Here is a 23,299-nt window from a genome sequence, read left to right as displayed (position 1 = left end):
AATTCATGATTTTCGATTGCGCCACGCGAGCACATCGATGCTGCAGCACGACACGAACGACGATCGCAAGCCGCGTTTGAGAGATGCTGCAATCTTTTGCGCAAAGATTCCCAATTAAGTCGATTTTTACTTTGGCCGGTCAATGTGACGCCAGTCGGTTGTTTAGTCCCGCGTCGCCGACAGCGTCGCCTGAGTCAGAGTTCTTGAGTCATGGTTGTGTCGCGTCGCGGGGCGTCTGCAAGGGCGCCCCGCACTAAATTTGAGAATGACCCGTCGAGCCGCATCGTCATTGGCGATTGCGTCGCCGAGATGTCGAAGCTTCCGGCAGGCTCGGTCGATCTGGTGTTCGCAGATCCTCCCTACAATCTGCAGCTCAAGGGCGATCTCAAGCGTCCCGACGAGTCGCATGTCGATGCCGTCAACGACGACTGGGACAAGTTCTCGTCGTTCGCCGCCTATGATGATTTCACCCGCGCCTGGCTGCTCGCCTGCCGCCGCGTGATGAAGCCGTCGGCGACGCTGTGGGTGATCGGCTCCTATCACAATATCTTCCGCGTCGGCGCGATCATGCAGGACCTCGGCTTCTGGCTCCTGAACGACATCGTGTGGCGCAAGTCCAATCCGATGCCGAACTTCCGCGGCCGCCGCTTCACCAACGCGCACGAGACCATGATCTGGGCCGCACGCGACGAGAAGGCCAAGGGTTACACCTTCAACTATGAAGCGCTGAAGGCGGCCAATGAGGACGTGCAGGCACGCTCCGACTGGCTGATCCCGCTGTGCACCGGCGAAGAGCGCCTCAAGGGCGATGACGGCAAGAAGGTGCATCCGACCCAAAAGCCCGAGCAGCTTCTGGCGCGCGTGCTGCTGTCGTCATCGAAGCCCGGCGATCTCGTGATCGATCCCTTCAACGGCACCGGCACCACGGGTGCGGTCGCCAAGCGGCTCGGCCGCGACTATATCGGCTTCGAACGCGACCGGACCTATGCCGCCGCGGCCGAAGCGCGTATCGCCGCGATCGAGCCGCTGCCGCAAGAAACCCTTGCGCCGTTCATGACCGCGCGCGAGGCGCCTCGCGTCGCCTTCTCCGAACTGATCGAACGCGGCATGATCATGCCCGGCGCGAAACTGGTCGACGCCAAGAAGCGCCATGGCGCGCTGGTCCGCGCCGACGGCGCCATCATGCTCGGCGACAAGGTCGGCTCGATCCACCGCATCGGCGCGGTCGCGCAGGGCTCCGGCGCCTGCAACGGCTGGACCTTCTGGCACGTCGAGACCAAGAACGGCTTGAGGCTGATCGACGAGCTGCGCGCCGAGATCCGCTCCGGCATGGCGGCGGGTTGAACTTTTCCGTAGGATGGGTGGAGCGAAGCGATACCCATCGCCTTCGTGCCGCCAATTGATGGGTATCGCTTCGCTCCACCCATCCTACGACTATTTGATCAGTATCGCCTTGATGCTCCACTGATCGGAGCCTAAGCTTGCGGCCATCGGTGACTGTTTCGATTGGCCACCCCGATGCGAAGACAATCCGAGACTTACCTGCTGGTGCCGCTGCTGCCGATCTTCCTGCTCGGCATGTTTCCGATGCTGCTGATCGGCCTGTTGGGATTTTTCGGCCTGGTCATTTTTGGCATCCTCCTGATCTCGGTTGGACTGACCCTCGGCCTCGAGGCGCACAGCGAGTTCAACGAAGAGATCATCGTCCACGGCTATGCGCGGCGGTCCGAACGCGCAACGCAGGCGTCCCACCTGCATGCCGCGACCCGCTCGGCGGCCGTGCTGGAGGTCGCGGGCCTCGTGCTGGTCGGCGCCGGCGTGGCGGGCCTGCTCCATTTCGGCTGACCAGCGCGCCGCGCGCACCTGTTTCACAAACTCATCGCTTGCGCGCTGCAGCGAAATTTGCGCATGAAGAACCGCCCGCGGCCTCGCCACGCCGCCCTCGATGTCGACGGTCACAAAACCAAGGGAGTTCTTTGATGCTCAAGTTCTATTTCAACGGCGCGCCGAACCCGAACAAGGTTGCATTGTTCCTGGAGGAGTCCGGCCTGCCGTTCGAGGCGATCCCGGTCGATACCCGAAAAGGCGAGCAGTTCGCACCCGAGTTCCTCAAGGTCAACCCGAACGGCAAGGTGCCGGCGATCGACGACGACGGCGTCTTCGTGTTCGACTCCAATGCCATCCTGCTCTACCTCGCCGAGGAAAACGGCATGTTCCTGCCGCCCAACACGCCGGCCACCCGCGCCGAGACGCTGTCCTGGCTGATGTTCATCGCGACCGGCCTCGGCCCCTATTCCGGCCAGGCGGTGCACTTCAAGCACGCTGCGCCGAAGGACCTCGAATACGCCCACAACCGCTACCAGTACGAGGCCCACCGCCACTACAAGATCCTCGACGACCACCTGGCGAAGTCGCGCTACATGGTGGGCGACGGCTACACGATCGTCGACATGGCGTTCTGGGGCTGGGCACGCATGGCGCCGCACGTGCTGGGCGAGGAAGGCTACGCGAAATATCCGAACGTGAAGCGCCTGGTCGACGAGATCTCGGTACGGCCGGCGGCGGTGCGCGCGATCGCGCTGAAGGACAAGCATACCTTCAAGACCGAGATGGACGACGAGGCCCGCGGCATCATGTTCGGCCACCTCAAGACCAAGGTGGCGTGACGTACACGGTCATTCCGGGGGCACGCGCTTCGCGCGTGAACCCGGAAATCCAGAGGTTGTGGCGTGAGATTCCGGGTTCGCGCTGACGCGCGCTCCGGCATCACGTCAAACCAAACGGCGCCCGCTTGGGCGCCGTTTTCGCTTTAAGGCGGCTACGGCGCCGGAAACGGCCCCAGCACCCGCTCGGTCAACACCGAGTCGCAATATTCCCGGACTTCCTTGATCCTGCCGCCGTCGAACCGCAGCACCAGGCAATAATCGTTGTCGTAACGCTCGCCTTCCCTGGTGAGGTTGTGGCCCTTGGCCTCGACCGCGACGACGTCGCCATCGGCAATGAAGCGGCGGGCAATGGTGCGGCCACGCTCGACCAGCCGCGAGCGGACATGGCCGTGCAGATCGTCGAGGATCGACTGCTTGCCGGTGAAGGTGCGCGACCAGGAATATTGCCCGGTCACCGTCCAGGTCGCGTCATCAGCGAGGTTTTGCATGAACAGCGATTTCTCGCGGACGGCGGGATCGGGATCGCCGGCGATCGCAAACATCTCCTGCACCAGTTTCTTGTTGTCGGCTGCGCTCATGGCGGCATTCCTTCTCGGTTGCTCGATAGCCAACTTTGCAGCGCTGACGCACATTCTTCCAATCGATAGGTGATATGATATATATTCACCTCATGAATTTGAATTCACTTGACCTCAATCTGCTGGTCGCGCTCGACGCGCTGCTGAGGGAGGTCAATGTCAGCCGCGCCGCGCTGCGGCTGCATCTGTCGCAACCTGCGACCAGTCACGCGCTGCAGCGGCTGCGCGATCTGATCGGCGACCCGCTGCTGGTGCGCAACGGCGCCCGGATGGAGCTGACGCCGCGGGCGCAGGCGTTGCGCGGGCCGCTGGTGCAGGCGCTCGACCAGGTGCGCGCGCTGTTCGTCCCCGACGATTTCGATGCCGCGCGCAGCGAGCGGCATTTCCGGCTGATGATGCCCGACCTCGCGGTCGAACTCCTGATGCCGCCGCTGATGGAGAAGGTGACGCAGATCGCGCCGAACGTCACCATCGACGTGGTGCCGTGGCGGGGACCTGCGATCTTCACGCCCGACTTCGGCCGCACCATCGATCTCGTGATTTCGATCGGCGACGCCTTCAAGGGCTTTCACCGCCAGCTGCTCTACACCGACAGCGACGCGCTCGCGGTGCGGCGCGGCCACCCCCTCGGCGCGAAGCTGAAGAAGCGCGATAACTTCCTCGCGGCGCGGCATGTCGCGGTCGTGATCCGCGGTCAGAACGAGGACCTGATCGACACCTGGTTGCGCGCAAAAGGCATCGAACGGCGGATCGCGCTGGTCGTATCAGGCTATATCGAGGCGCTGCACGTCACCGCGCGCACCGACCTCGTCGCCTTCGTGCCGCGCCGGCTGATCTCGGCGCTATCAAGGCAACTGTCGCTGGTGACGGTGACGCCGCCGCTCGATCCCGGGATCGACGAGCAGCACATGTTCCACCCGACTCGCGCCCAGATGGACCCGGGCTCGCTCTGGCTGCGCAAGCTGATGCTGGAAACGGGCCGGGAGCTGGAGCGGAAGAAGGCGTAACGCCGCTCTTTCCGCCTCATTGCGAGGAGCGAAAGCGACGAAGCAATCCATCTCTCGCTTTGCGGTGACATGGATTGCTTCGCTCCGCTCGCAATGACGCGAGGAGAATGTCCGATTCGGTCCTTACGCCCTCTGCTCGGCCAGCACCTTCTGCACCGCCGGGCGGCTCTCCATCGCCTCGCGGTGGGCCTTCACCTTCGGCAGGGTCGCGAGATCGACGCCGTCGCCGTCGAGCCAGAGCGTCAGCGTGTAGAGATAGGCGTCGCAGACGGTATAGCTCTCGCCCATCACCCACGGCCCCTTCAGCATGTCACGCTCGATCAGGCCGAAGCAGGCACTCATGGTCTTCGGGATCATCTTCTTCATGTCGGCGAACGACGATTCTTCCGCCGCCCACCGATAGCCGCGCCCCTTGTGGGCGTGGTTCACATGGACGGTGGAGCAGAGATAGGAGTTGAAGGCCTGCACCTTGGCGAATTCAAAGGCGTCGTCGAGCGGAGCGAGTTTCGCCTGCGGCCAGGTCTGCGCGATGTAAGCCAGCATCGCCGGCGTCTCGGTCAGCACGCCGCGGTCGGTCACCAGTGTGGGAACGCGGCCCTTCGGGTTGATCTTCAGGTATTCCGGGCTGTTCTGCTGGTTGGTCTTGAAGTCGAGCCGCTCGGTCGTGTAGGGCGCACCGGCCTCGGCCAGCGCGATGTGGGAGGCGAGCGCGCAGGTGCCCGGGACGTAATAGAGCTTGAGCATGATGTTGTCCTCTTCAGCCTTGTCGGCTCAGGTGGAATCTGAACCCGGCCCAGGTTTTTATTTTGCAGGCGAACGTTAACCGCCCTCCCCGTCGTCGTCCATCCCCGTCCGGTGTTGCAAGCCTTTCGCGGTTGCCCACAGCGGCGCTGTCGTGCCATGACCGTGGCCGATCACGAGGGCTTGTTATGACGGTACTCATCGCAGGTGGTGGAATCGGCGGGCTGACGCTGGCGCTCAGCCTACACCAGATCGGCGTTCCCGCACGCGTGTTCGAGAGCGTACCGGAACTCAAGCCGCTCGGCGTCGGCATCAACGTGTTGCCGCATGCGGTGCGCGAACTGATCGAGCTTGGGCTGCACGACCAGCTCGACACGCTGGCGGTGCGCACAAGCGAGCTCGCCTATTTCTCCAAGCACGGCAAGCCGATCTGGAGCGAGCCGCGCGGGCTCGAGGCCGGCTACAAATGGCCGCAGTTCTCGATCCATCGCGGCCGGCTGCAGCAGCTGCTGCTCGATGCCGCGACCGAGCGGCTGGGGCGCGAGAACATCCTGACCAGCCATCACCTCGCCGGCTGGACCGAGACCGCGGACGGCGTCCGTGCCGACTTCATCGACCGGGCGACCGGCAAGCCGGCCGGCAGCTACGACGGCGCCATCCTGATCGCGGCCGACGGCATCCACTCAGCAGTGCGCGAAAAGCTTTATCCCGACGAGGGGCCGCCGCTCTGGAACGGCCGCATCCTTTGGCGTGGCATCACCCGCGCCAACGCCTTCCTCACCGGCCGCACCATGATTATGGCGGGCCACGAGATCCTGAAATTCGTCTGCTACCCGATCTCGAAGCAGGCCGGCCCCGACGGCAAATACGACATCAACTGGGTCGCCGAGCGCCACATGCCGCCAACCTATCAGTGGCGCCGTGAGGACTATAACCGCACCGCCAGACTGGACGAATTCCTGCCGTGGTTCGAGAGCTGGAAGTTCGACTGGCTCGACGTGCCGGGCCTGATCCGGAATTGCCCGCACGCTTACGAATATCCGCTGGTCGACCGCGATCCGATCCCGCAATGGACCTTCGGCCGCGTCACGCTGATGGGCGATGCCGCGCATCCGATGTACCCGATCGGCTCCAACGGCGCCTCGCAGGCGATCCTGGATGCGCGCGTGCTGACACGCGAGATTCTCGCGCAGGGGCCGACGCAAGCAGCCCTCACCGCCTTCGAGGCTGAACGCCGGCCGGCCACCACCGACCTCGTGATGCTGAATCGCCGCAACGGGCCCGAGCAGGTGATGCAGCTCGTCGAGGAGCGCGCGCCCGACGGTTTTGGTGTCGTCACCGAGGTCCTGTCGCAAAGAGAGCTGGAAGACATCGCCGCCAATTACAAGCGCGTCGCCGGCTTCCAGGTCGAGGGCCTGAACGCCAAGCCGCCGATCGTGCAGCACGCGGGCACAGTCTAGCTCAGCGCAGCGCCCGCGCCGCCTCGACCAGCCGAATGCTGTTCGTCGCTGTCGCCAACAGCGTGCCATCTGTGGCCGTCAGCCGGCCCTCGACAAAAGCAATGGTCTTGCCGAGCTGGGTCACCGTCGCCTCGCCCGTGATCGGTCCGGGCTTTGCCGGCGCCAGGAAGTTCACATTCATCGTGATGGTCGTGGTGTAGAGCCTGCCTTCGGTCATCACGAACACCACCGGCCCCATCGTATCGTCGAGCATCGCCGACAGGATGCCGCCCTGGACGAAGCCGGCGGGATTGCAGAAATCCGGCTTGCCGTCGAAGACGATCTTGATCCAGCCGTCCTGCGGGCGAGCATCGAAGAGGCGCCAGCCGAGCAGTTTTGCGCAGGGCGGCGTGGGGATGTGGTCGAGCGCGGTTGCGATCATGGCGGCCTCCGTTTGGAAGCGGTCGTAGCCGAGCCCTGCTGCCAGCATGATGTCAGCAGCGTAAACGCCCGCGCCGCCTGAAGTTTAATTGAGGCCGTGCGCGACGACCTTGCGCATGAGGTTGGGAAACGCCTCGTCCGCAAGCGTCGCGACCGGCACCCAGCGCATGCCGTCGGGAGCGCGCGTACGCGGCGGCACATTGGCCGTGTAGACCACGAGTTCCAGCGGAAAATGCGTGAACACATGGGTCACGACGCCGGCCTTGCGGTGCCAGCGCGTGACACTCTTGAGTTCGGGCGCCTGCTTCAACGCCGCCTTGTCGTCCCGCCCCGCCAGCCACTCCGATCCCGGCACCTCGGTCATGCCGCCGAGCAGGCCTTTTTCGGGGCGCGAGCGCACCAGCAATTCATTACCCCGCGTCACCACAAAGGCCGCCCCACGGCGCAAGGTGCCGGTCTTCTTCGGCGCCTTGCGCGGGAACGTCTCCTGATCGCCGCGCATGCGGCCTGCGCAATCGTCGTTCAGCGGGCACAGCGAGCAGGCCGGTTTCTTCGGCGTGCAGATCGTGGCGCCCAGATCCATCAGCGCCTGCGCGCTATCGCCGGCGCGAGACCTCTCGTCGCCGGCGCGAACCTTTTCGTCGCCGGCGCGAGACGGGCCAAGCAGTGTCGCGGCCAGTTGCTGGATCAGCGGCTTCGCCTGCGGCAGCGGCTCCTCGACGGCAAAAAGCCTGGAGACCACGCGCTCGATATTGCCGTCGACCGGCATGGTGCGGCGGCCGAACGCGATCGCGGCGATCGCGGCCGCGGTGTAGGGGCCAATCCCTGGCAGCGCGCGCAGGCTATCCTCGGTATCGGGAAATATCCCGCCATGATCGTTGAGCACCGCAACCGCGCAGGCATGCAGATTACGCGCCCGCGAATAGTAGCCGAGCCCGGCCCACATCCGCAGCACGTCGTCGAGCGAGGCGCCCCCCATCGCCGCGACGTCGGGCCACCGTGCAACGAACTTCTCGAAATAGGGCCCGACCGTCTTGACGCCGGTCTGCTGCAGCATGATCTCCGACAGCCAAACCCGGTACGGATCAGCCGGTTCCCCCGCCGCCGGCCGCCACGGCAGCCGCCGGCGATGCCGGTCGTACCAGGCGAGCAGCAGCGCCGGGCGATCGGCGGCGTCTTCGGTCGGTTTGGTTTTGGCGGCTGCGCGAGAACTCATGCAAGTAATGTAAGGCCGCGACACAAAACTCTCCACGTCATGCTCGGGCTTGACCCGGGCATCCACGTCTTTCTTTCCGACGTCAGACGTGGATGGCCGGGACATAGGCGAGCGGAAGCGACGCCGTCCTTCGGACGGCTATGCCCGGCCATGACGACGGAAAAGTTCCGATCAACGCCCGCGAAATGCTATACCCCCTCCATGCCCAGACCCGGCCCGATCAGCGCAAAGCCCCTGTCGATCCTGCTCAGCGACGTCTTCTCGGACGCCTACGCCAAGCAGGGCTTTGCCGCGCGCGAGCTGGTGACGCGCTGGGGCGAGATCGCCGGCGAGCGGATCGCGGCCTATAGCGAGCCGTTGAAGATGCAGTGGCCGCGGCCGGTCGAGGGGCAGCCGCAGGAGCCGGCGACGCTGGTGTTGCGGGTCGAGGGACCGATGGCGCTGGAGATCCAGCACTCCTCGGACGTCATCCTGGAGCGGGTGAACCGCTTCTTCGGCTGGCATGCGGTCGGCCGGCTGACGATCCGGCAGGCGCCGCTGTCGCGCCGCAACCAGTCCAAGCCGCTGCGCGCGCCTGATCCGAAGGCGGTGGCCAGGGAGGCCGAGGCACTGGCGGCTGTCGAAGACGACGATTTGCGCGCTGCACTGGCCCGGCTGGGCGCCTCGATCAAGCGAAATTGACGCTTTTCGGCCGCCAGGGCGCGACAACCCGCCATTGCCACAATGGTCGTTTCAAGCTAGCGAAGGCTTCTTTTCGCGACCCCATTCATTCCGGCGTGAATGCGCCGATCCGGGAGCAGACCTTGATCATCACGCGCCGCGCCTTCAACACCGCTCTCTCGCTGACCGGGCTCGCCGCCGTGGCCGGCCTCTCGCCGCTGCGCCTGATCACGGAGGCCTTCGCACAGACCCCCACCGCCGCCGATGTCGCCAAGCCGCAATCGCTGCCCGACATGGCGCTTGGCCCGAAGGACGCCAAGGTCACCATCACTGAATACGCCTCGATGACGTGTCCGCACTGCGCACGTTTCAACGAGGAGGTGTTCCCGAAGATCAAGTCGGCCTATATCGACAGCGGCAAGGTCCGCTACGTGTTTCGCGAATTCCCGCTCGACATCAAGGCGGCCGCCGGCTCGATGCTGGCGCGCTGCATCGCCAAGGACGACGCGCCGAAATTCTACGCCGTGATCGACCTGCTGTTCCGCCAGCAGAACGATTGGGTGATCAAGAACACCACCGAGACGTTGACCCGGATCGGCAAGCAGGCCGGCCTCAGCCAGCAGCAGGTCGAGGACTGCCTGAAGGACCAGACGCTGCTCGACAAGATAGCCGCCGACCAGAAATACGCCAATGATGTGCTGAAGGTGAACTCGACGCCGACCTTCTTCGTCAACGGAGAGATAGTGAAGGGCGAGACGTCGTTTGAGGAATTCAGCAAGCTTATCGATCCGCTCCTGAAGAGCTGATCCGCGGAACCGGCTAACATCGCGCCGAATCGATCTGACGTTCGGCGCGATCACTGCGGATGGCTTTGAGATCGCGCCATGTGGCGCGCGCAGCATTTCGCTGTTGAAAACCTGATTCGCGCGCTCGGGATTTCCACCGATAGTTTGACATCGATAAACAACGGCAAACCGCTGCAAATCCCTTGGGAAAAGCCGGGTCAAGCGGTTGCTCTCACGCGCCGGCCTCGCCATTGTCCCGCTCCATGAGAGCTGTACGCAGCTGTTCACCCACACACCGACATTGCCTTCCATGGTATTGTCACGGCTGGGAGATTCGCACCCGGCCAAGCGAGATTTGTGTTCATGAAGCTCACGCGCCTTCGCCTTCACGGTTTCAAGTCGTTCGTTGAACCCACCGATTTCATGATCGAGCCGGGCTTGACCGGCGTCGTCGGACCGAATGGCTGCGGCAAATCCAATCTGGTCGAAGCGCTGCGCTGGGCGATGGGCGAGACCTCGCACAAGTCGCTGCGCGCCGCCGACATGGACGCGGTGATCTTCGCCGGTTCCGGCAACCGTCCGGCGCGCAACCACGCCGAAGTGGTGATGACGATCGACAATTCCGATCGCTCGGCGCCGGCGGCGATGAACGACAGCCAGCTGCTCGAAATCTCCCGCCGCATCGAGCGCGAGGCCGGTTCGGTCTATCGCATCAACGGCCGCGACGTGCGTGCAAGGGACGTGCAGATCCTGTTTGCCGACGCCGCCACCGGCGCGCGCTCGCCGGCGCTGGTCCACCAGGGCAAGATCGGCGAGATCATCCAGGCCAAGCCCGAGCAGCGCCGCCGCGTGCTGGAAGACGCCGCCGGCGTCGCCGGCTTGCACGCCCGCAGGCATGAAGCGGAACTGCGGCTCAAGGCGGCCGAAACCAACCTCACCCGCGTCGAAGACGTGATCGGCCAGCTTTCCGGCCAGATGGACGGTCTGAAGAAGCAGGCCCGCCAGGCGATCCGCTACCGCGAGGTCGCGGCCAAGGTGCGCAAGTCCGAGGCCATGCTCTATCATTTGCGCTGGATCGAGGCGAATGCCGACGTCAACGATGCCGCGCATACCCACGAACTCGCCGTGCGCGAGATGGCCGAGCGCACCCGCGAGCAGGCCGAAGCCGCCCGCATCCAGGCGATCCGCGCCTCCGAACTGCCGGCGTTGCGCGACGCCGAAGCGCGCGCCGCCGCTGGCCTGCAGCGCCTGACCAATGCGCGCGAGCTGCTCGACCGCGAGGAGCAGCGCGCCAAGGAACGTGTCGGCGAGCTCGATCGCCGCCTCACCCAGTTTGCCGCCGACATCGCGCGCGAGCAGCAGCAGACCTCGGATGCCGACATCGCGCTGCAGCGACTCGATACCGAAGACGCCGAGCTGAAGGAAGAGATCAAGTCGCGCGTCGAGACGCGTTCCGGCGTCGACGAGCGGGTGGCTGAGGCGGAAGCCATGCTGGCCGCGATCGAGCGCCAGTTCACCGAGCTGACCACGCAGCTCGCCGACCTCACCGCCAAGCGCAACCAGCTCGAAGCCGGCGTGCGCACCCATCGCGATCGGCTGGCGCGGCTCGACCAGGAGATCGCCAACGTCCAGGCCGAGGAAGCGAAGCTCGCGCAGGAAACCGGCGATCTCGGCGACATCGACGCGCTCGCGGCAACCATGGAAACCGCGCAGCAGACGCTGGCCGAATCCGAGGCCGCCGTGCAGGCCAACGAATCCCATCACGTCGCCGCGCGGCAGACGCTGGAATCCTCCCGCAGCCCGCTTGCTGAGGCCGAGAAGCGCGTGCAGCGGCTGGAGACCGAGGCCCGCACGATCTCCAAGCTGGTCAACAGCGAGACCAAGAATCTGTGGCCGCCAATCATCGACGGCATCACGGTCGCCAAGGGTTATGAGAAGGCGATCGGCGCCGTGCTCGGCGACGATCTCGACGCGCCGGTCGATCCGTCGGCGCCGATGCGCTGGACCAATGCAGCTGCAACGGGCGAAGACCCGTCGCTGCCCGACGGCGTCGAGCGGCTGGCTGACCGTGTGCAGGCCCCGCCGGAGCTGGCGCGGCGGCTGGCGCAGATCGGCGTCGTCACCAAGGAGCGCGGCGCGGCGCTGGTGTCACAGCTCAAGACCGGCCAGCGGCTGGTCTCGCTCGAAGGCGACGTCTGGCGCTGGGACGGCTTTGTCGCCGACGCCCATGCGCCGACCGGGGCCGCGCGGCGCCTCGCCGAGCGTGCCCGCCTCATCGATATCGAGCACGAGCTTGAGCAGGCCCGCATTGACGCCGCCGCCAAGCGCGAGGCGCTCGATACGGCCGAAGCCGAACTGCGGACCGCCGCCGCGACCGAGGCTTCGTCCCGCGAGGCCGTGCGCGCCTCCCGCCGCGAGGCTGATGCCGCGCGCGAGCGTCATGTCGCGACCGAGCGCGAGATCAATCGCCACGCCGCCCGCAAGTCGGCCCTGACCGAGGCCCATACGCGCGTCGCAGCCGACCGCGCCGAGGCCGAAGCCGCGCATCAAAGCGCGGTCGAGGCCCTGACCGAACTGCCGCCCAGTGTCGAGACCGAGACCCAGCTTGCCGGGGTCCGTTCCGAAATCGACAACCAGCGCCGCGCCGCAGCGCAAGTGCGCGCCGAAGCGCAGGCGCTCGCCCGCGAGGCCGAGCTCGCCGACCGCCGCGTGCAGGCGATTCTCGCCGAGCGCACCGATTGGCAGAACCGCAAGACCAGCGCCGCGTCCCAGGTCGAAACCATCGAGGCCCGCATCGCCGAGGTGTCGATCGAGCGCGAGGAACTCGCCCACGCGCCGGAAGTGTTCGCTGAGAAGCGCAGCGCACTGATCACGGAGATCGAGCATTCCGAGAGCGATCGCCGCATCGCCGCCGACGCGCTCGCCATGGCCGAGGCCGCGATGGCGGAAACCGACCGCGCCGCGAAAATCTCGCTCGAAGCCTTCTCCAACTCCCGCGAAGCCACCGCGCGCGCCGAGGAGCGCATGGAAGGCACCCGCCGCCGCCTTGCCGATATCGAGCGTGAGATCCACGACATGCTCGAGGTCGAGCCGCAGGCGGTCGTCGGCATGGCCGAGATCGAACCCGGTGCGGAGCTGCCGCCGGTCGCACAGGTCGAGGAAGAGCTTGAAAAGCTGCGCCGCGACCGCGAGCGCCTCGGCGCCGTCAATTTGCGCGCCGAGGAAGAGCTGAAGGAAGTCGAGACCCAGCACAACGCTCTGACCACCGAGCGCGATGACCTCGTCGAAGCGATCAAGCGGCTGCGCCAGGGCATCCAGAGCCTCAATCGCGAGGCCCGCGAGCGGCTCCTGACCTCGTTCGAGACCGTCAACAGCCACTTCAAGCGGCTGTTCACCGAGCTGTTCGGCGGCGGCGAAGCGGCGCTGCATTTGATCGAGAGCGACGATCCGCTCGAAGCGGGTCTCGAAATCATCGCAAAGCCCCCGGGCAAGAAGCCGCAGACACTGTCGCTGCTATCGGGCGGCGAGCAGGCGCTGACGGCGCTGGCGCTGATCTTCGCCGTGTTCCTCACCAACCCGTCGCCGATCTGCGTGCTGGACGAAGTCGACGCGCCGCTCGACGACCACAACGTCGAACGGTTCTGCACCCTGCTGCATGAGATGACCTCGTCGACGGAAACCCGCTTCATCATCATCACGCACAATCCGATCACGATGGCGCGGATGAACCGGCTGTTCGGCGTCACCATGGCCGAGCGCGGCGTCTCGCAACTGGTCTCGGTCGATTTGCAGGGCGCGGTGGATATCCTCGACCAGAACGTGGCGTAGGGTCACGCCCGCACCCTCGCCGTCATTGCGAGGAGCGACCGCGACGAAGCAATCCATGCCTCAACATGCGGCGCTATGGATTGCTTCGCTTCGCTCGCAACGACGTGGCAAGGTATCTCGCATGACATCGCCCGACTTGCCTGCGGAACTAAAAGCGGCACTCAACGCCAGGCTCGAAGGCCTGTCGCGCAATGCTGCCGCCGAACGGGCCGCGGCGATCTCCGAGACCTATCGTGCCGGCGGCGGCTCCGGCGGCACGATCCGATCCGAGACCGACGCACTGGCCTACGCGCTGGCGCGGATGCCGGCGACCTATGCGGCCGTTGCCGCAAGCCTCACCGCTCTGACCGAGATCAGGCCGGACTTTGCGCCGACGAGCCTGCTTGATGTCGGCGCAGGGCCTGGTACGGCGAGCTGGGCCGCAGCGGAAACCTTTTCGTCACTGCACGATTTCACGCTGCTGGATGGCAATGAAGCGCTGCGCACGCTGGCGCTGGACGTCACCCGCAAGAGCGGCCGCCTGCGTGGCATCACGTACGAGCTCGGACAGGCCCGCACTTATCTCGCGCATACCGATGCAGCCGATCTCGTGCTCGCGAGCTACGTGATCAACGAAATCGGCGACGCCGAGCGTGACGCGCTCACTGACGCGATGTGGGCAAAGACAAACGACACGCTGCTGGTCGTTGAACCCGGCACGCCGGCGGGCTATGCGCGGATCATCTCACTCCGCGCACGATTGATCGCGGCCGGCGCCCATGTCGCCGCACCCTGCCCGCATGATGGCGCGTGCCCCCTGGTTGCGCCCGACTGGTGCCATTTCAGCCAGCGGCTGCAGCGCTCGCGCGCGCACAAGCAGGTCAAGGGCGCCGAAGTGCCGTTCGAGGACGAGCGATTTGCCTATGTCGCGCTGACGCGCACGCCGGTAACGGCGCGGCCGTCGCGCGTGCTGGCGCAGCCTGATGTCAGCAAGGTCGAGATTTCGGCCAGGCTGTGCACGCCCGAGGACGTCGTCGTCGCAAAGGTCCCGCGACGCAGCAAAGCCGACTACGCGCGCGCCCGGCGCTGGCGATGGGGCGATGCGGTCGTAAATCCCGATTGAACTCATTCGCGTCCATCCTCGACCAAAGCTCTGCCCACCTCTTCCCGGCGGGCTGCCGTGTGCCCGGATATGGGCTACGATACCGCCGTTTCGTCCCATCAGGAGCTGCCCTGCCATGTCGACCAGCTGGATCGTTATCGGCGTCATCGTCATTCTCGTGCTGTTTGCGTTCAGCGCCTACAACCGGCTGGTCGCGCTTGGCCAGCGCGTCAGCCAGGCCTTCGCCGACATCGACGTCCAGCTCAAGCAGCGCCACGATCTGGTCCCGAACCTGGTCGAGACCGTGAAGGGCTACGCTTCCCACGAGCGCGGCACGCTTGACGATGTGGTCAAGGCGCGGGGCGCTGCGATGTCGGCACAGGGGCCCGCGCAAGTGTCCGCTGCGGAAAACCAGCTCTCCGGTGCGCTCGGCCGGCTGATCGCGCTGTCGGAGGCCTATCCGGACCTCAAGGCCAATACCAACTTCCAGCAGCTCGCCTCGGAACTCTCCGATCTCGAGAACAAGATCGCCGCCAGCCGCCGCTTCTTCAACAATGCGGTCCAGGAATACAACACCGGCATTCAGCAGATGCCGGCCGCTCTGTTCGCCGGCATGTTCGGCTTCACCCGCAAGGATTTCTTCGACCTCGGCGCCAGCCGCGCCGAAGTCGAGGCCGCGCCGAGCGTGAAGTTCTGAGGCGCAGCTCGCCTCCCGCGAAAGCAGCCCGCTCATGGCCGCCTACGGTCTCTACACGCATATCGCATCGAACAAGTTTCGTTCGATGCTGCTGCTCGCGGGGCTGTTCGTGCTGATCTATGTGCTGGTCTATGCCGGCGCGCTGGTCGCCGAGGTGATGACCAATGGCGGCCGCACGGTCGACTATTACCTCATGCGGGCCTTGCACGACCTGATCTCAGCCTTCCCGTGGGCGACGATCGCCGCCGTGGCCTGGATCGTGATCGCCTACTTCTTCCATCAGAACATGATCGACGCCATCACCGGCGGCGGGGCGGTGACGCGGCAGCAGGAGCCGCGGCTCTACAATCTGCTGGAGAACCTCTGCATCTCGCGCGGCATCCCGATGCCGAAGCTGAAGGTGATGGACAGCCCGGCGCTGAACGCGTTCGCGACCGGGCTGAACCCGCGGCAATATTCCATCACCGTCACCACCGGCCTGCTAAAGGCGCTGAACGACCAGGAGATCGAGGCCGTGCTCGGCCACGAACTCACCCATATCAAGAACGGCGACGTGCAGCTGATGGTGGTCGCCGTGATCATCGCTGGCGTCGTCGGCTTCTTCGGCGAGCTATTCTTTCGCCTGTTCACAAATCTGTCGTGGAGCTCGGGCGGTGGCGGCTGGTGGTCTTCGTCTCGGTCCTCCTCATCTTCGTCGTCCTCATCATCGGACCGCGAAAGCAAGGGCTCGGGCGGCGGTGCGATCATCGTCATCATCATCGCGGTCGCGCTGATCCTGCTGGCTTGGCTGCTGTCGCAGGTGGTCAAGCTGGCGCTGTCACGCTCGCGCGAGTTCCTCGCCGATGCGGGCTCGGTCGAGCTGACGAAGAATCCCGATGCGATGATCTCGGCGCTGCGCAAGATCGAGAACCGCGGCGAACTGCCGGGCGCGACCTCGGCGGTGATGGAACTGTGCCTCGACAATCCGCGCGAAGGCTTTGCCGACCTGTTCGCGACCCACCCGTCGGTCCAGTCCAGGGTCGATGCGCTGGTGAAATATGCCGGCGGTCACGATCCAGGGCTGCTGGCGCTGCCGGATGAAACATCGGACCAGACGGCACAGGACAGCTCGCCGACGACCGGCGACCAGCCGGTCCGCCATGGCCCATGGGGCGACGCCACGACTACGCCGCCGACCAGGCCGCCGCCTCTTCCAGGCACCAGCCCGACGCAGGGACCACTCGGCCCGCTGCAGGGCCCTTGGGGCCGGCGTACCTGAGGCAGCCGCAGGTCTTTCGTTCCATTAAGGAAATCCCCACCAAACCCATTGTGGGCACCTTAAGGAATTGAATTCTCCCTCGTTTCTGCCATGTTCGCGCCCAAAGCAGGTGTGGGGACTCGCCGATCGCCCTCGCGATCGGGAGCACGCTTCAAGGGACTTCCATGGCAAAGCCGGTCGTGATCGTGGTGGGCGCTGACAAGGGCGGGGTCGGCAAGACCACCGTCTCGCGGACGCTCCTGGACTATTTCAGTGCCAACAACGTGCCAACCCGGGCGTTCGATACCGAATCGCCGCGCGGCACGCTGATGCGCTTCCACCCCGAGATCACCCAGATCGTCGACATGACGACGACCTCCGACCAGATGAAGATCTTCGATACGCTGAACGCCGGCTCCTCGGTCACCGTGATCGACGTCCGCGCCGGCCTGTTGTCGCCGGCGCTCGCCTCATTGCGCGACATCGGCTTTCTCGATGCGGCGCGGTCGGGCCAGATCACCTTCGCCGTGTTCCATATATTGGGCCCCTCGATTGCCTCGCTGGACGAGATCGCTGAGACCGCGAATTTCATGCAGGGCGCGAAATACTACCTGGTGAAGAATTTCATCAACGACACCCAGTTCTTCCAGTGGGACCAGGCGACCTACAATTCATATTTCCACCGCATCAAGGACGCGGTCGAGCTCACCATCCCCAAGCTCAACGAAATGGCCTATGAGCAGGTCGAAGTCTCCTCGGTGCCGTTCCTGAAATTCGTCGCCAACAAGGGCAAGGAGGACGAGGCCGCGAACTATTCCTTCGTGCTGCGCGGCTATGTCCGGCACTGGCTGGCCAACGTCTGGAGCGAGTACGACCGGATCAAGCTGACCGACCTGGTCGGCGGCAAGTCGACCACCCGCGGCGGCGAAAAATAGTAGCTTTAACGGCCGCAACGGGGCTGGATTGGGCGGAAATTTGGCCTGATATATCCGGCGATGTCATCCACGCCCCTCTACATCATCTGCTCGTCCCGCCCGCAGGTCGGCAAGACGCTGATCGCGCGGCTATTGAGCGAGTTCCTGCTGCTGAAGAACGGCGCGGTGGTTTCCTTCGACATCAATCTGAAGGAGCCGTCGCTGCTGGATTATTTGCCCAAGATCACCGAGACCGCCGACGTGATCGACACCTACGGCAAGATGCAGCTGATGGACCGGGTCATCGTCAATGACGGCACAGCCAAGGTGATCGACCTCGGCTACCACGCCTTCGACGAATTCTTCAAAATGTGCGACCAGATCGGGCTGATGAAGGAGGCGATGCGCCGCCACGTCGCGCCGGTCATCCTGTTCGTGGCCGATACCGACCGCGCATCGGTGCGAGCCTACCAGACGATCCAGCCGCTGATCCCGCCGAATGGGCTGGTCGTGGTCGACAATGAATTCGTGGTGCGCGGCGAGCTGCCGCCTATGATGTCCCGCAGCCGCGTGCTTCGCTTCGCCGCGCTGCCGGTGTTTTTGAAGACCTATATCGACCGGTTGAACTTCTCCTTCACCGGCTATCTGCGCCAGGAGAAGGATTCATCGACCGAGCTGCATCAATGGATCCGCCGCAGCTACACCACGTTCCGCGACCTCGAATTGAGCATGCTGCTGCAGCGATCGTAGCCCTGCATGGTGCGAGGTCGCAGCCGCGCTCACCCCGCTCTTGCGAGAGGGCTATCGCATATGGCATCACTGCCAAAATATCGAAAACAACCCCATGCAAAGTAGCCGGCGGCAGCCGACATCAACACGACAACTTGACACGTCGGGCAAATCAGCGGCAATATTCCATTATTCCGAAATCGCGCAAACGCATATGAAGAGCGAGGCGAGGCAAGAAGATCAGTGCCCTTCGAACGCCATCAGCGTGCGCACGGGAACGTTCATCGCGCGCAGCTTGGCAGCCCCGCCGAGATCGGGCAGGTCGATGATGAAGCAGGCGGCGATCACGTTGGCGCCGATCTGGCGCAATAGCTTCACTGCGCCCTCCGCGGTGCCGCCGGTCGCGATCAGGTCATCGACCAGGATGACGCGCTCGCCGGGCTGCACGGCGTCGGCATGCATCTCCATCTCGTCGAGCCCGTATTCCAGCGAATAGGCGATCCGCACCGTGGTGTGCGGCAGCTTGCCCTTCTTGCGGATCGGCACGAAGCCGGCCGAGAGCTGATGCGCTACCGCGCCGCCGAGGATGAAACCGCGCGCCTCGATGCCTGCGACCTTGTCCATCTTGGAGCCTGCCCAGGGATGCACCAGTTCGTCGACGGCGCGGCGGAACGCGCGAGCGTCCGCCAGCAGCGTGGTGATGTCGCGAAACAGGATGCCCGGCTTCGGGTAGTCCGGGATGGTCCGAACGGTCGACTTGATGTCCTGATCAAAGGTCATTGCTGTCTCGCAATCCTCAATTGGCCGGCGCCTTGAGCCGGAATGCATTCTCGACAATACGCAGTCCCACCTCGTTGCCGAGCGACATCAGCGACTCCGGATGGAACTGGACGCCGGCGACCGGCAGGGACTTGTGCTCGATCACCATCGCGACGCCGTCTTCGGTGGTCGCGGTCACCGTCAGCACATCGGGCATGCTGTCGCGCTCGACATAGAGCGAATGGTAACGGCCGATCACGATCTCATTGGGCAGGTTCTGCATCAAGCGGCCGCCACGCACCTGAACGCGCGACGGGCGGCCATGCGCGGGCTGGCTGAGCTGACCGAGTTGGCCGCCGAAATATTCGCCGATCGCCTGCACGCCGAGGCAGACGCCGAAGATCGGCAGCTTGTTCTCCAGCGCGGTGCCGATGGTTTTCGCGATGCCAAAGTCCTCAGGCCTGCCGGGCCCGGGCGACAGCACCAGCAGATCCCAGCCCTTCCGCTTCAGCATGTCATGGGCGTGGATGTGCCGGACCACGGTGACGTTGGCGCCGACCTGGCGGAAATAGTCGGCCAGCATGTGCACGAAACTATCGTCGTGATCGATCAGTAGCACGTTCTTGCCGGAGCCGGTGGCATCTGGCGCGAAGTCCGACAGCGGCTTCGGCGGATCGCCGCGCAGCGCCTGGAACAGCGCGGCTGCCTTGACCTGGCATTCGCGATCCTCGGCTGCCGGATCGGAGTCAAACAGACAGGTGGCGCCGACGCGCACTTCGGCGAGGCCATCCTTCATGCGGATGGTGCGGATGGTGAGGCCGGTGTTGATGCTGCCGTCGAAATTCACGGCTCCGATCGCGCCGGCATACCAGCGCCGCGACGAGCGCTCGTGGTCCTCGACGAACTGCATCGCCCACAATTTCGGCGCCCCGGTTACCGTCACCGCCCAGGCGTGGGTCAGGAAGGCATCGAGTGAATCGAAGCCTGGCCGCAGCATGCCTTCGACGTGATCGACGGTGTGGAACAGCTTTGAGTAGGTCTCGATCTGCCGCCGCGCCAGCACCTTGATGGTGCCGGGGACGCAGACGCGCGCCTTGTCGTTGCGGTCGACGTCGGTGCACATGTTGAGCTCGAACTCGTCCTTCTCCGAATTCAGGAGCTGGCGGATCTGCTCGGCATCGCCGATCGCATCCGACCCGCGCGCGATCGTGCCCGAGATCGGGCAGGTCTCGACGCGGCGGCCGTCGGAGCGCACGAACATCTCCGGCGACGCGGAAACCAGGAATTCGCCCTCGCCGAGATTCATCAGCGCGCCATAGGGCGACGGGTTGATACGGCACAGCCGCTGGAACACCTCCGCCGGCGAGCGCTCGCAGGGCTCGGCGAACAGCTGTCCCGGTACCGCCTCGAACAAATCACCGCGGGCAAAGGCCGCGCGCGCAACCTCGACGGTTGCCTGGTATTCGCCCGGCGCGTGATCGGCAAAGCCTTGCCGCGGTGACTTGGCATAGACGCTTGTCGCGGTGTCGTGCTGCAGGTCCGCGGTGGACTTGCCCTTCCAGGCGAATTCGTAGGCAAGCGCGACGCCGCGGCCGGTGGCGCGGTCATAGGCGAGCAGGCGATCCGGCACATAGAGCACGATGTCGCGCTGGTCGGCCTCGCGCGCGCGCTTCTGCACGAGGTCCTCGATTTGGAACACGAGGTCGTAGGCGAAGGCCCCGAACAGGCCAAGCAGCGGATCAGCGTTGGAGGAGAACGCCGCGACCATGTCGCGCACCAGCGACATCACGCTGGCGCGGCGGGTGCGCTGGTCCTCGTCGACCGGCGCGGCGCCGCGGATGATATGGCCGACCAGTTTCGTCGCGCTCCGCTCGGAGATCACGACACAGGGTTCGCGCAAGACGTCGCCGAGGAAGGCGATCAGCACCTCGCCGCGCGGATTGAGCGCCAAAAGCGAGAAATTGGTGCCTGATGTCTCAAGCACCAGCGGCGGATCGGCAAAGCCGAGGTCGAAGCTTTCGTAGCGGCCCGGGACGGTGGTGCCCGAGGACAGCACCACGCCGCGGCGGCGATCCAGCAGCGCGATCAACTCATCGAGACGATTGGCGCCGCCGCTGAACTGCTCGACCACGCGCGCGACCGCAAGGCCGCCATGGGTCAGGTATTCGCTCTTGGCCGGCAAGGAGAAGGCTGTCCTGTTCATGTGATCCTCTTACGAGACTTGCCGAGAGAGCGCCACACAGGACAAACGAAGGGCAAACAAACCAACGGTCGCGCTGCGATGGCGACCTTCGACGTTTCAGGGAAATGAAATCGCACCGGCCACCTATGAGAAGGTGGGCCACCAAAGACGGGATGGAATGGCAACGGTACGCATGGGCGCTACTCACCATCCGGCGCTGGCCGTGTCAAGGGAGAGGCCGCCGCCCTGCCCCCGGGCCGGGACGGCTTTTCCGGTTTGAAAGGGCGGAAATTCGCGTAGGATTTGCCTCGCTGGCGGGCCGTGAACCGCCCAAAAAATAGACAACAGTCGGAGGTGCGCAGATGGCGATTTTAGGTCTCGGCTATGCCGGGTTCGGCTCGGATACACTCGACGACTGGCGGCAGTTCGGTACCGGCCTGGTCGGGTTGCAGGCCATCGAGCGCGGCAATTCACTGCTCGCCTTCCGGATGGACGACCGCAAGCAACGGATCGTGATCGACCGGGCGCTGGGCGAAGGTACAAGATTCTTCGGCTGGGAGGTGGCGGATGCCACAGCGCTCGACGCGCTGGCGGCGCGGCTGGAGCAGGCCGGTGTTGCGGTCACCGCCGAACCGCAATCGCTCGCCGATATCAGGCGGGTGCGCGGCCTGATCTCGTTCCACGATCCTGCGGGCAACCGCCTCGAGGCGTTCCACGGCGCCGAGATCGACGACACGCCATTCAAGCCGGGCCGCTCGATCTCCGGCTTCCGCACCGGACCGCAAGGCCTCGGTCACGCCGTGCTGACGGTCGAGCACATCGCGCCGGTAATGGCCTTTTATGTCGACGTGCTCGGCTTCGGTCTGAGCGACTACATCGAAAAGCCGTTCCGCGCCTATTTCTTCCACGTCAATCCGCGCCACCACAGCCTGGCTCTGATCGAGACCGGGACCAACGGCATGCACCATCTGATGGTGGAGCTGTTCTCGCTCGACGATGTCGGCCAAGCCTACGACATCGCCCAGAAGGAGGACCGCGTCAACGTCACGCTCGGCCGCCACACCAACGATCTGATGACGTCGTTCTACGTCAAATCGCCGTCATCCTTCATGGTCGAATGCGGCTGGGGCGGCCGGGAGATCGATCCGGCGGACTGGATGCCGTTCGAGATGCATGATGGCCCGAGCCTCTGGGGCCATGAGCGCGTCTGGCTGTCGCTGGAAGACCGCGCGGTGGCACGCGAGATGCGCATGCGCGCTGCCGCCGAGGGCAAGCGCGCACCCGTGCAGGTGATGGACGGCAATTTCAAGCTGATGTCGGGGACGTGCCCGTGGTGGGACGGGGTGAAGGCGGAGAGCTAAATCTCCGCGTCGCCCCGGCGAAGTCCGGACCGATAACCACAAGCCAACATTGCTTGGCGAAGCCGTCGACCAGCTTCCTTCAACCACGACCGCCGCGGCGTATGGGTTCCCGCCTGCGCCGGGACGACGCGGTGATGATGACAGGCCGACCTACCCCAAATGCTTCCGGAAGAAATCCGTCGCCCGGCCCCAGGCGAGTTCGGCGGCGTGGCGGTCGTGAACGGATTGGCGCTGCTCGTTGACGAAGGCGTGCTCGGCGTCATAACGGAACAGCTCGAGCGACTTGCCGGCGGCCTTCATCGCCTTCTCAAAGCCGTTGACCAGCTCGGGCGTGCACCAGTCGTCCTTATTGGCGAAATGCGCCTGCAGCGGGATCTTGACGTCGGCGGGCTTGGCAGCCTGCTCCGGCGGGATACCGTAGAACACGACGCCCGCGGTCAGTTCCGGCACATGCACCGCACCGATGATGGTCACGGCGCCGCCGAGGCAGAAGCCGGTCAGGCCGACCTTGGCGCCGTTCCTCGCGAGATATTGCGCGGCGCCGCGCACCGTCTGCGTGGTGGCGTCCATGAAGTCGAGCGAGTTCATCTCTTTGCCGGCGGCATCACTGTCATGATACGGTACCACCTTGCCGTTGTAGAGATCGGGCGCCAGCGCATCGAAGCCCGCGATCGCGAAGCGGTCGCACAGGCCCTTGATCTGGTCCGACAGCCCCCACCATTCCTGGATCACGACCACGCCCGGCGCGTTGCCGCGCGCGGCATTGGCGAGATAGCCGTTGGCGTCCTTGCCGTCGGGGCGCTTGAAGCTGATGCTGGTACCCATGAGTTCCTCCACAATGTTTGCCGGCTGATTGGCCGGCATCTTGTCCGCACTCGGTGATGGACGCAATCGTCCCGCGGCATGCTCGCGCACTCGTCATCTCAGCCCAAACATGCGCGTTCGTCGCGAGGCAACAAAAAAGCCCCCGTAGGGGCT

General features: G+C 65.0%; 21 protein-coding genes. 14 read left to right on the top strand and 7 right to left on the bottom strand.

Going from position 1 to position 23,299, the window contains the following annotated elements; translation table 11 throughout:
* Positions 1-210: 210 nt before the first annotated feature.
* From ACP2YO_RS11095 to ACP2YO_RS11085, 3 genes are all read left to right on the top strand, one after another.
* Positions 211-1,344, top strand: coding sequence for a site-specific DNA-methyltransferase (locus tag ACP2YO_RS11095; RefSeq protein ID WP_426440915.1), 1,134 nt, complete (start codon positions 211-213; stop codon positions 1,342-1,344).
* Between the two features lie 174 nt (positions 1,345-1,518).
* Positions 1,519-1,845: a hypothetical protein gene (locus ACP2YO_RS11090; RefSeq protein WP_426440914.1), complete on the top strand. Its 327-nt coding sequence runs from the start codon at positions 1,519-1,521 to the stop codon at positions 1,843-1,845.
* 134 nt (positions 1,846-1,979) lie between these two features.
* The gene (locus ACP2YO_RS11085) at positions 1,980-2,666 is read left to right on the top strand and encodes a glutathione S-transferase family protein (protein ID WP_426440913.1); all 687 of its coding nucleotides are present in this window, start codon (positions 1,980-1,982) and stop codon (positions 2,664-2,666) included.
* Between the two features lie 152 nt (positions 2,667-2,818).
* On the opposite strand, the gene ACP2YO_RS11080 is transcribed toward ACP2YO_RS11085, so the two are convergent.
* The gene (locus ACP2YO_RS11080; protein ID WP_426440912.1) at positions 2,819-3,244 is read right to left on the bottom strand and encodes a nuclear transport factor 2 family protein; all 426 of its coding nucleotides are present in this window, start codon (positions 3,242-3,244) and stop codon (positions 2,819-2,821) included.
* A 92-nt stretch (positions 3,245-3,336) separates the two neighbouring features.
* On the opposite strand from ACP2YO_RS11080, the gene ACP2YO_RS11075 reads away from it, so the two are divergent.
* The gene (locus ACP2YO_RS11075) at positions 3,337-4,251 is read left to right on the top strand and encodes a LysR family transcriptional regulator (RefSeq protein ID WP_426440911.1); all 915 of its coding nucleotides are present in this window, start codon (positions 3,337-3,339) and stop codon (positions 4,249-4,251) included.
* 123 nt (positions 4,252-4,374) lie between these two features.
* On the opposite strand, the gene ACP2YO_RS11070 is transcribed toward ACP2YO_RS11075, so the two are convergent.
* Positions 4,375-4,995: a glutathione S-transferase family protein gene (locus ACP2YO_RS11070; protein WP_426440910.1), complete on the bottom strand. Its 621-nt coding sequence runs from the start codon at positions 4,993-4,995 to the stop codon at positions 4,375-4,377.
* A gap of 185 nt (positions 4,996-5,180) precedes the next feature.
* Here ACP2YO_RS11070 and ACP2YO_RS11065 point away from each other — a divergent pair, with 185 nt between their 5' ends.
* Complete coding sequence (locus ACP2YO_RS11065) at positions 5,181-6,452, top strand: flavin-dependent oxidoreductase (protein WP_426440909.1); 1,272 nt, start codon at positions 5,181-5,183, stop codon at positions 6,450-6,452.
* 1 nt (position 6,453) lies between these two features.
* Here the strand turns inward: ACP2YO_RS11065 and ACP2YO_RS11060 are convergent, their stop codons facing one another.
* Together ACP2YO_RS11060 and ACP2YO_RS11055 are read right to left on the bottom strand one after the other, a co-directional pair.
* A complete protein-coding gene (locus ACP2YO_RS11060; protein ID WP_426440908.1) occupies positions 6,454-6,873 on the bottom strand; it encodes a PaaI family thioesterase in 420 nt (139 codons plus the stop codon).
* 84 nt (positions 6,874-6,957) lie between these two features.
* Entirely contained in the window at positions 6,958-8,088 is a 1,131-nt protein-coding gene (locus ACP2YO_RS11055; protein WP_426443130.1) for an A/G-specific adenine glycosylase, read from the bottom strand.
* A gap of 201 nt (positions 8,089-8,289) precedes the next feature.
* Here ACP2YO_RS11055 and ACP2YO_RS11050 point away from each other — a divergent pair, with 201 nt between their 5' ends.
* From ACP2YO_RS11050 to ACP2YO_RS11015, 8 genes are all read left to right on the top strand, one after another.
* On the top strand, positions 8,290-8,769 hold the full coding sequence (locus ACP2YO_RS11050; RefSeq protein ID WP_426440907.1) for a DUF721 domain-containing protein: 480 nt from the start codon (positions 8,290-8,292) through the stop codon (positions 8,767-8,769).
* Positions 8,770-8,891: 122 nt separating this feature from the next.
* Positions 8,892-9,554 carry a DsbA family protein gene (locus ACP2YO_RS11045; RefSeq protein ID WP_426440906.1) on the top strand — a complete coding sequence of 221 codons (663 nt, stop codon included), beginning with the start codon at positions 8,892-8,894 and terminating at the stop codon, positions 9,552-9,554.
* 342 nt (positions 9,555-9,896) lie between these two features.
* Complete coding sequence (gene smc, locus ACP2YO_RS11040) at positions 9,897-13,361, top strand: chromosome segregation protein SMC (protein WP_426440905.1); 3,465 nt, start codon at positions 9,897-9,899, stop codon at positions 13,359-13,361.
* A 121-nt stretch (positions 13,362-13,482) separates the two neighbouring features.
* Positions 13,483-14,463: a small ribosomal subunit Rsm22 family protein gene (locus ACP2YO_RS11035; protein WP_426440904.1), complete on the top strand. Its 981-nt coding sequence runs from the start codon at positions 13,483-13,485 to the stop codon at positions 14,461-14,463.
* Positions 14,464-14,578: 115 nt separating this feature from the next.
* Positions 14,579-15,139, top strand: coding sequence for a LemA family protein (locus tag ACP2YO_RS11030; protein WP_426440903.1), 561 nt, complete (start codon positions 14,579-14,581; stop codon positions 15,137-15,139).
* Positions 15,140-15,173: 34 nt separating this feature from the next.
* A complete protein-coding gene (locus ACP2YO_RS11025; RefSeq protein WP_426440902.1) occupies positions 15,174-16,397 on the top strand; it encodes a M48 family metallopeptidase in 1,224 nt (407 codons plus the stop codon).
* 164 nt (positions 16,398-16,561) lie between these two features.
* Positions 16,562-17,311 carry a hypothetical protein gene (locus ACP2YO_RS11020; RefSeq protein ID WP_426440901.1) on the top strand — a complete coding sequence of 250 codons (750 nt, stop codon included), beginning with the start codon at positions 16,562-16,564 and terminating at the stop codon, positions 17,309-17,311.
* Positions 17,312-17,371: 60 nt separating this feature from the next.
* Positions 17,372-18,040 carry a hypothetical protein gene (locus ACP2YO_RS11015; RefSeq protein WP_426440900.1) on the top strand — a complete coding sequence of 223 codons (669 nt, stop codon included), beginning with the start codon at positions 17,372-17,374 and terminating at the stop codon, positions 18,038-18,040.
* Between the two features lie 219 nt (positions 18,041-18,259).
* On the opposite strand, the gene ACP2YO_RS11010 is transcribed toward ACP2YO_RS11015, so the two are convergent.
* Both ACP2YO_RS11010 and ACP2YO_RS11005 read right to left on the bottom strand, forming a co-directional pair.
* Positions 18,260-18,799, bottom strand: coding sequence for an adenine phosphoribosyltransferase (locus tag ACP2YO_RS11010; protein ID WP_426440899.1), 540 nt, complete (start codon positions 18,797-18,799; stop codon positions 18,260-18,262).
* Positions 18,800-18,815: 16 nt separating this feature from the next.
* Positions 18,816-20,981: an anthranilate synthase component I gene (locus tag ACP2YO_RS11005; RefSeq protein WP_426440898.1), complete on the bottom strand. Its 2,166-nt coding sequence runs from the start codon at positions 20,979-20,981 to the stop codon at positions 18,816-18,818.
* Between the two features lie 341 nt (positions 20,982-21,322).
* On the opposite strand from ACP2YO_RS11005, the gene ACP2YO_RS11000 reads away from it, so the two are divergent.
* A complete protein-coding gene (locus ACP2YO_RS11000) occupies positions 21,323-22,321 on the top strand; it encodes a VOC family protein (RefSeq protein ID WP_426440897.1) in 999 nt (332 codons plus the stop codon).
* 150 nt (positions 22,322-22,471) lie between these two features.
* On the opposite strand, the gene ACP2YO_RS10995 is transcribed toward ACP2YO_RS11000, so the two are convergent.
* Complete coding sequence (locus ACP2YO_RS10995; protein WP_426440896.1) at positions 22,472-23,146, bottom strand: dienelactone hydrolase family protein; 675 nt, start codon at positions 23,144-23,146, stop codon at positions 22,472-22,474.
* Positions 23,147-23,299: the final 153 nt, after the last annotated feature.

Source organism: Bradyrhizobium genosp. P (genome assembly GCF_049949265.1).
GTDB lineage: Bacteria > Pseudomonadota > Alphaproteobacteria > Rhizobiales > Xanthobacteraceae > Bradyrhizobium.
This window is presented reverse-complemented; position numbering and strand designations above follow the sequence as displayed.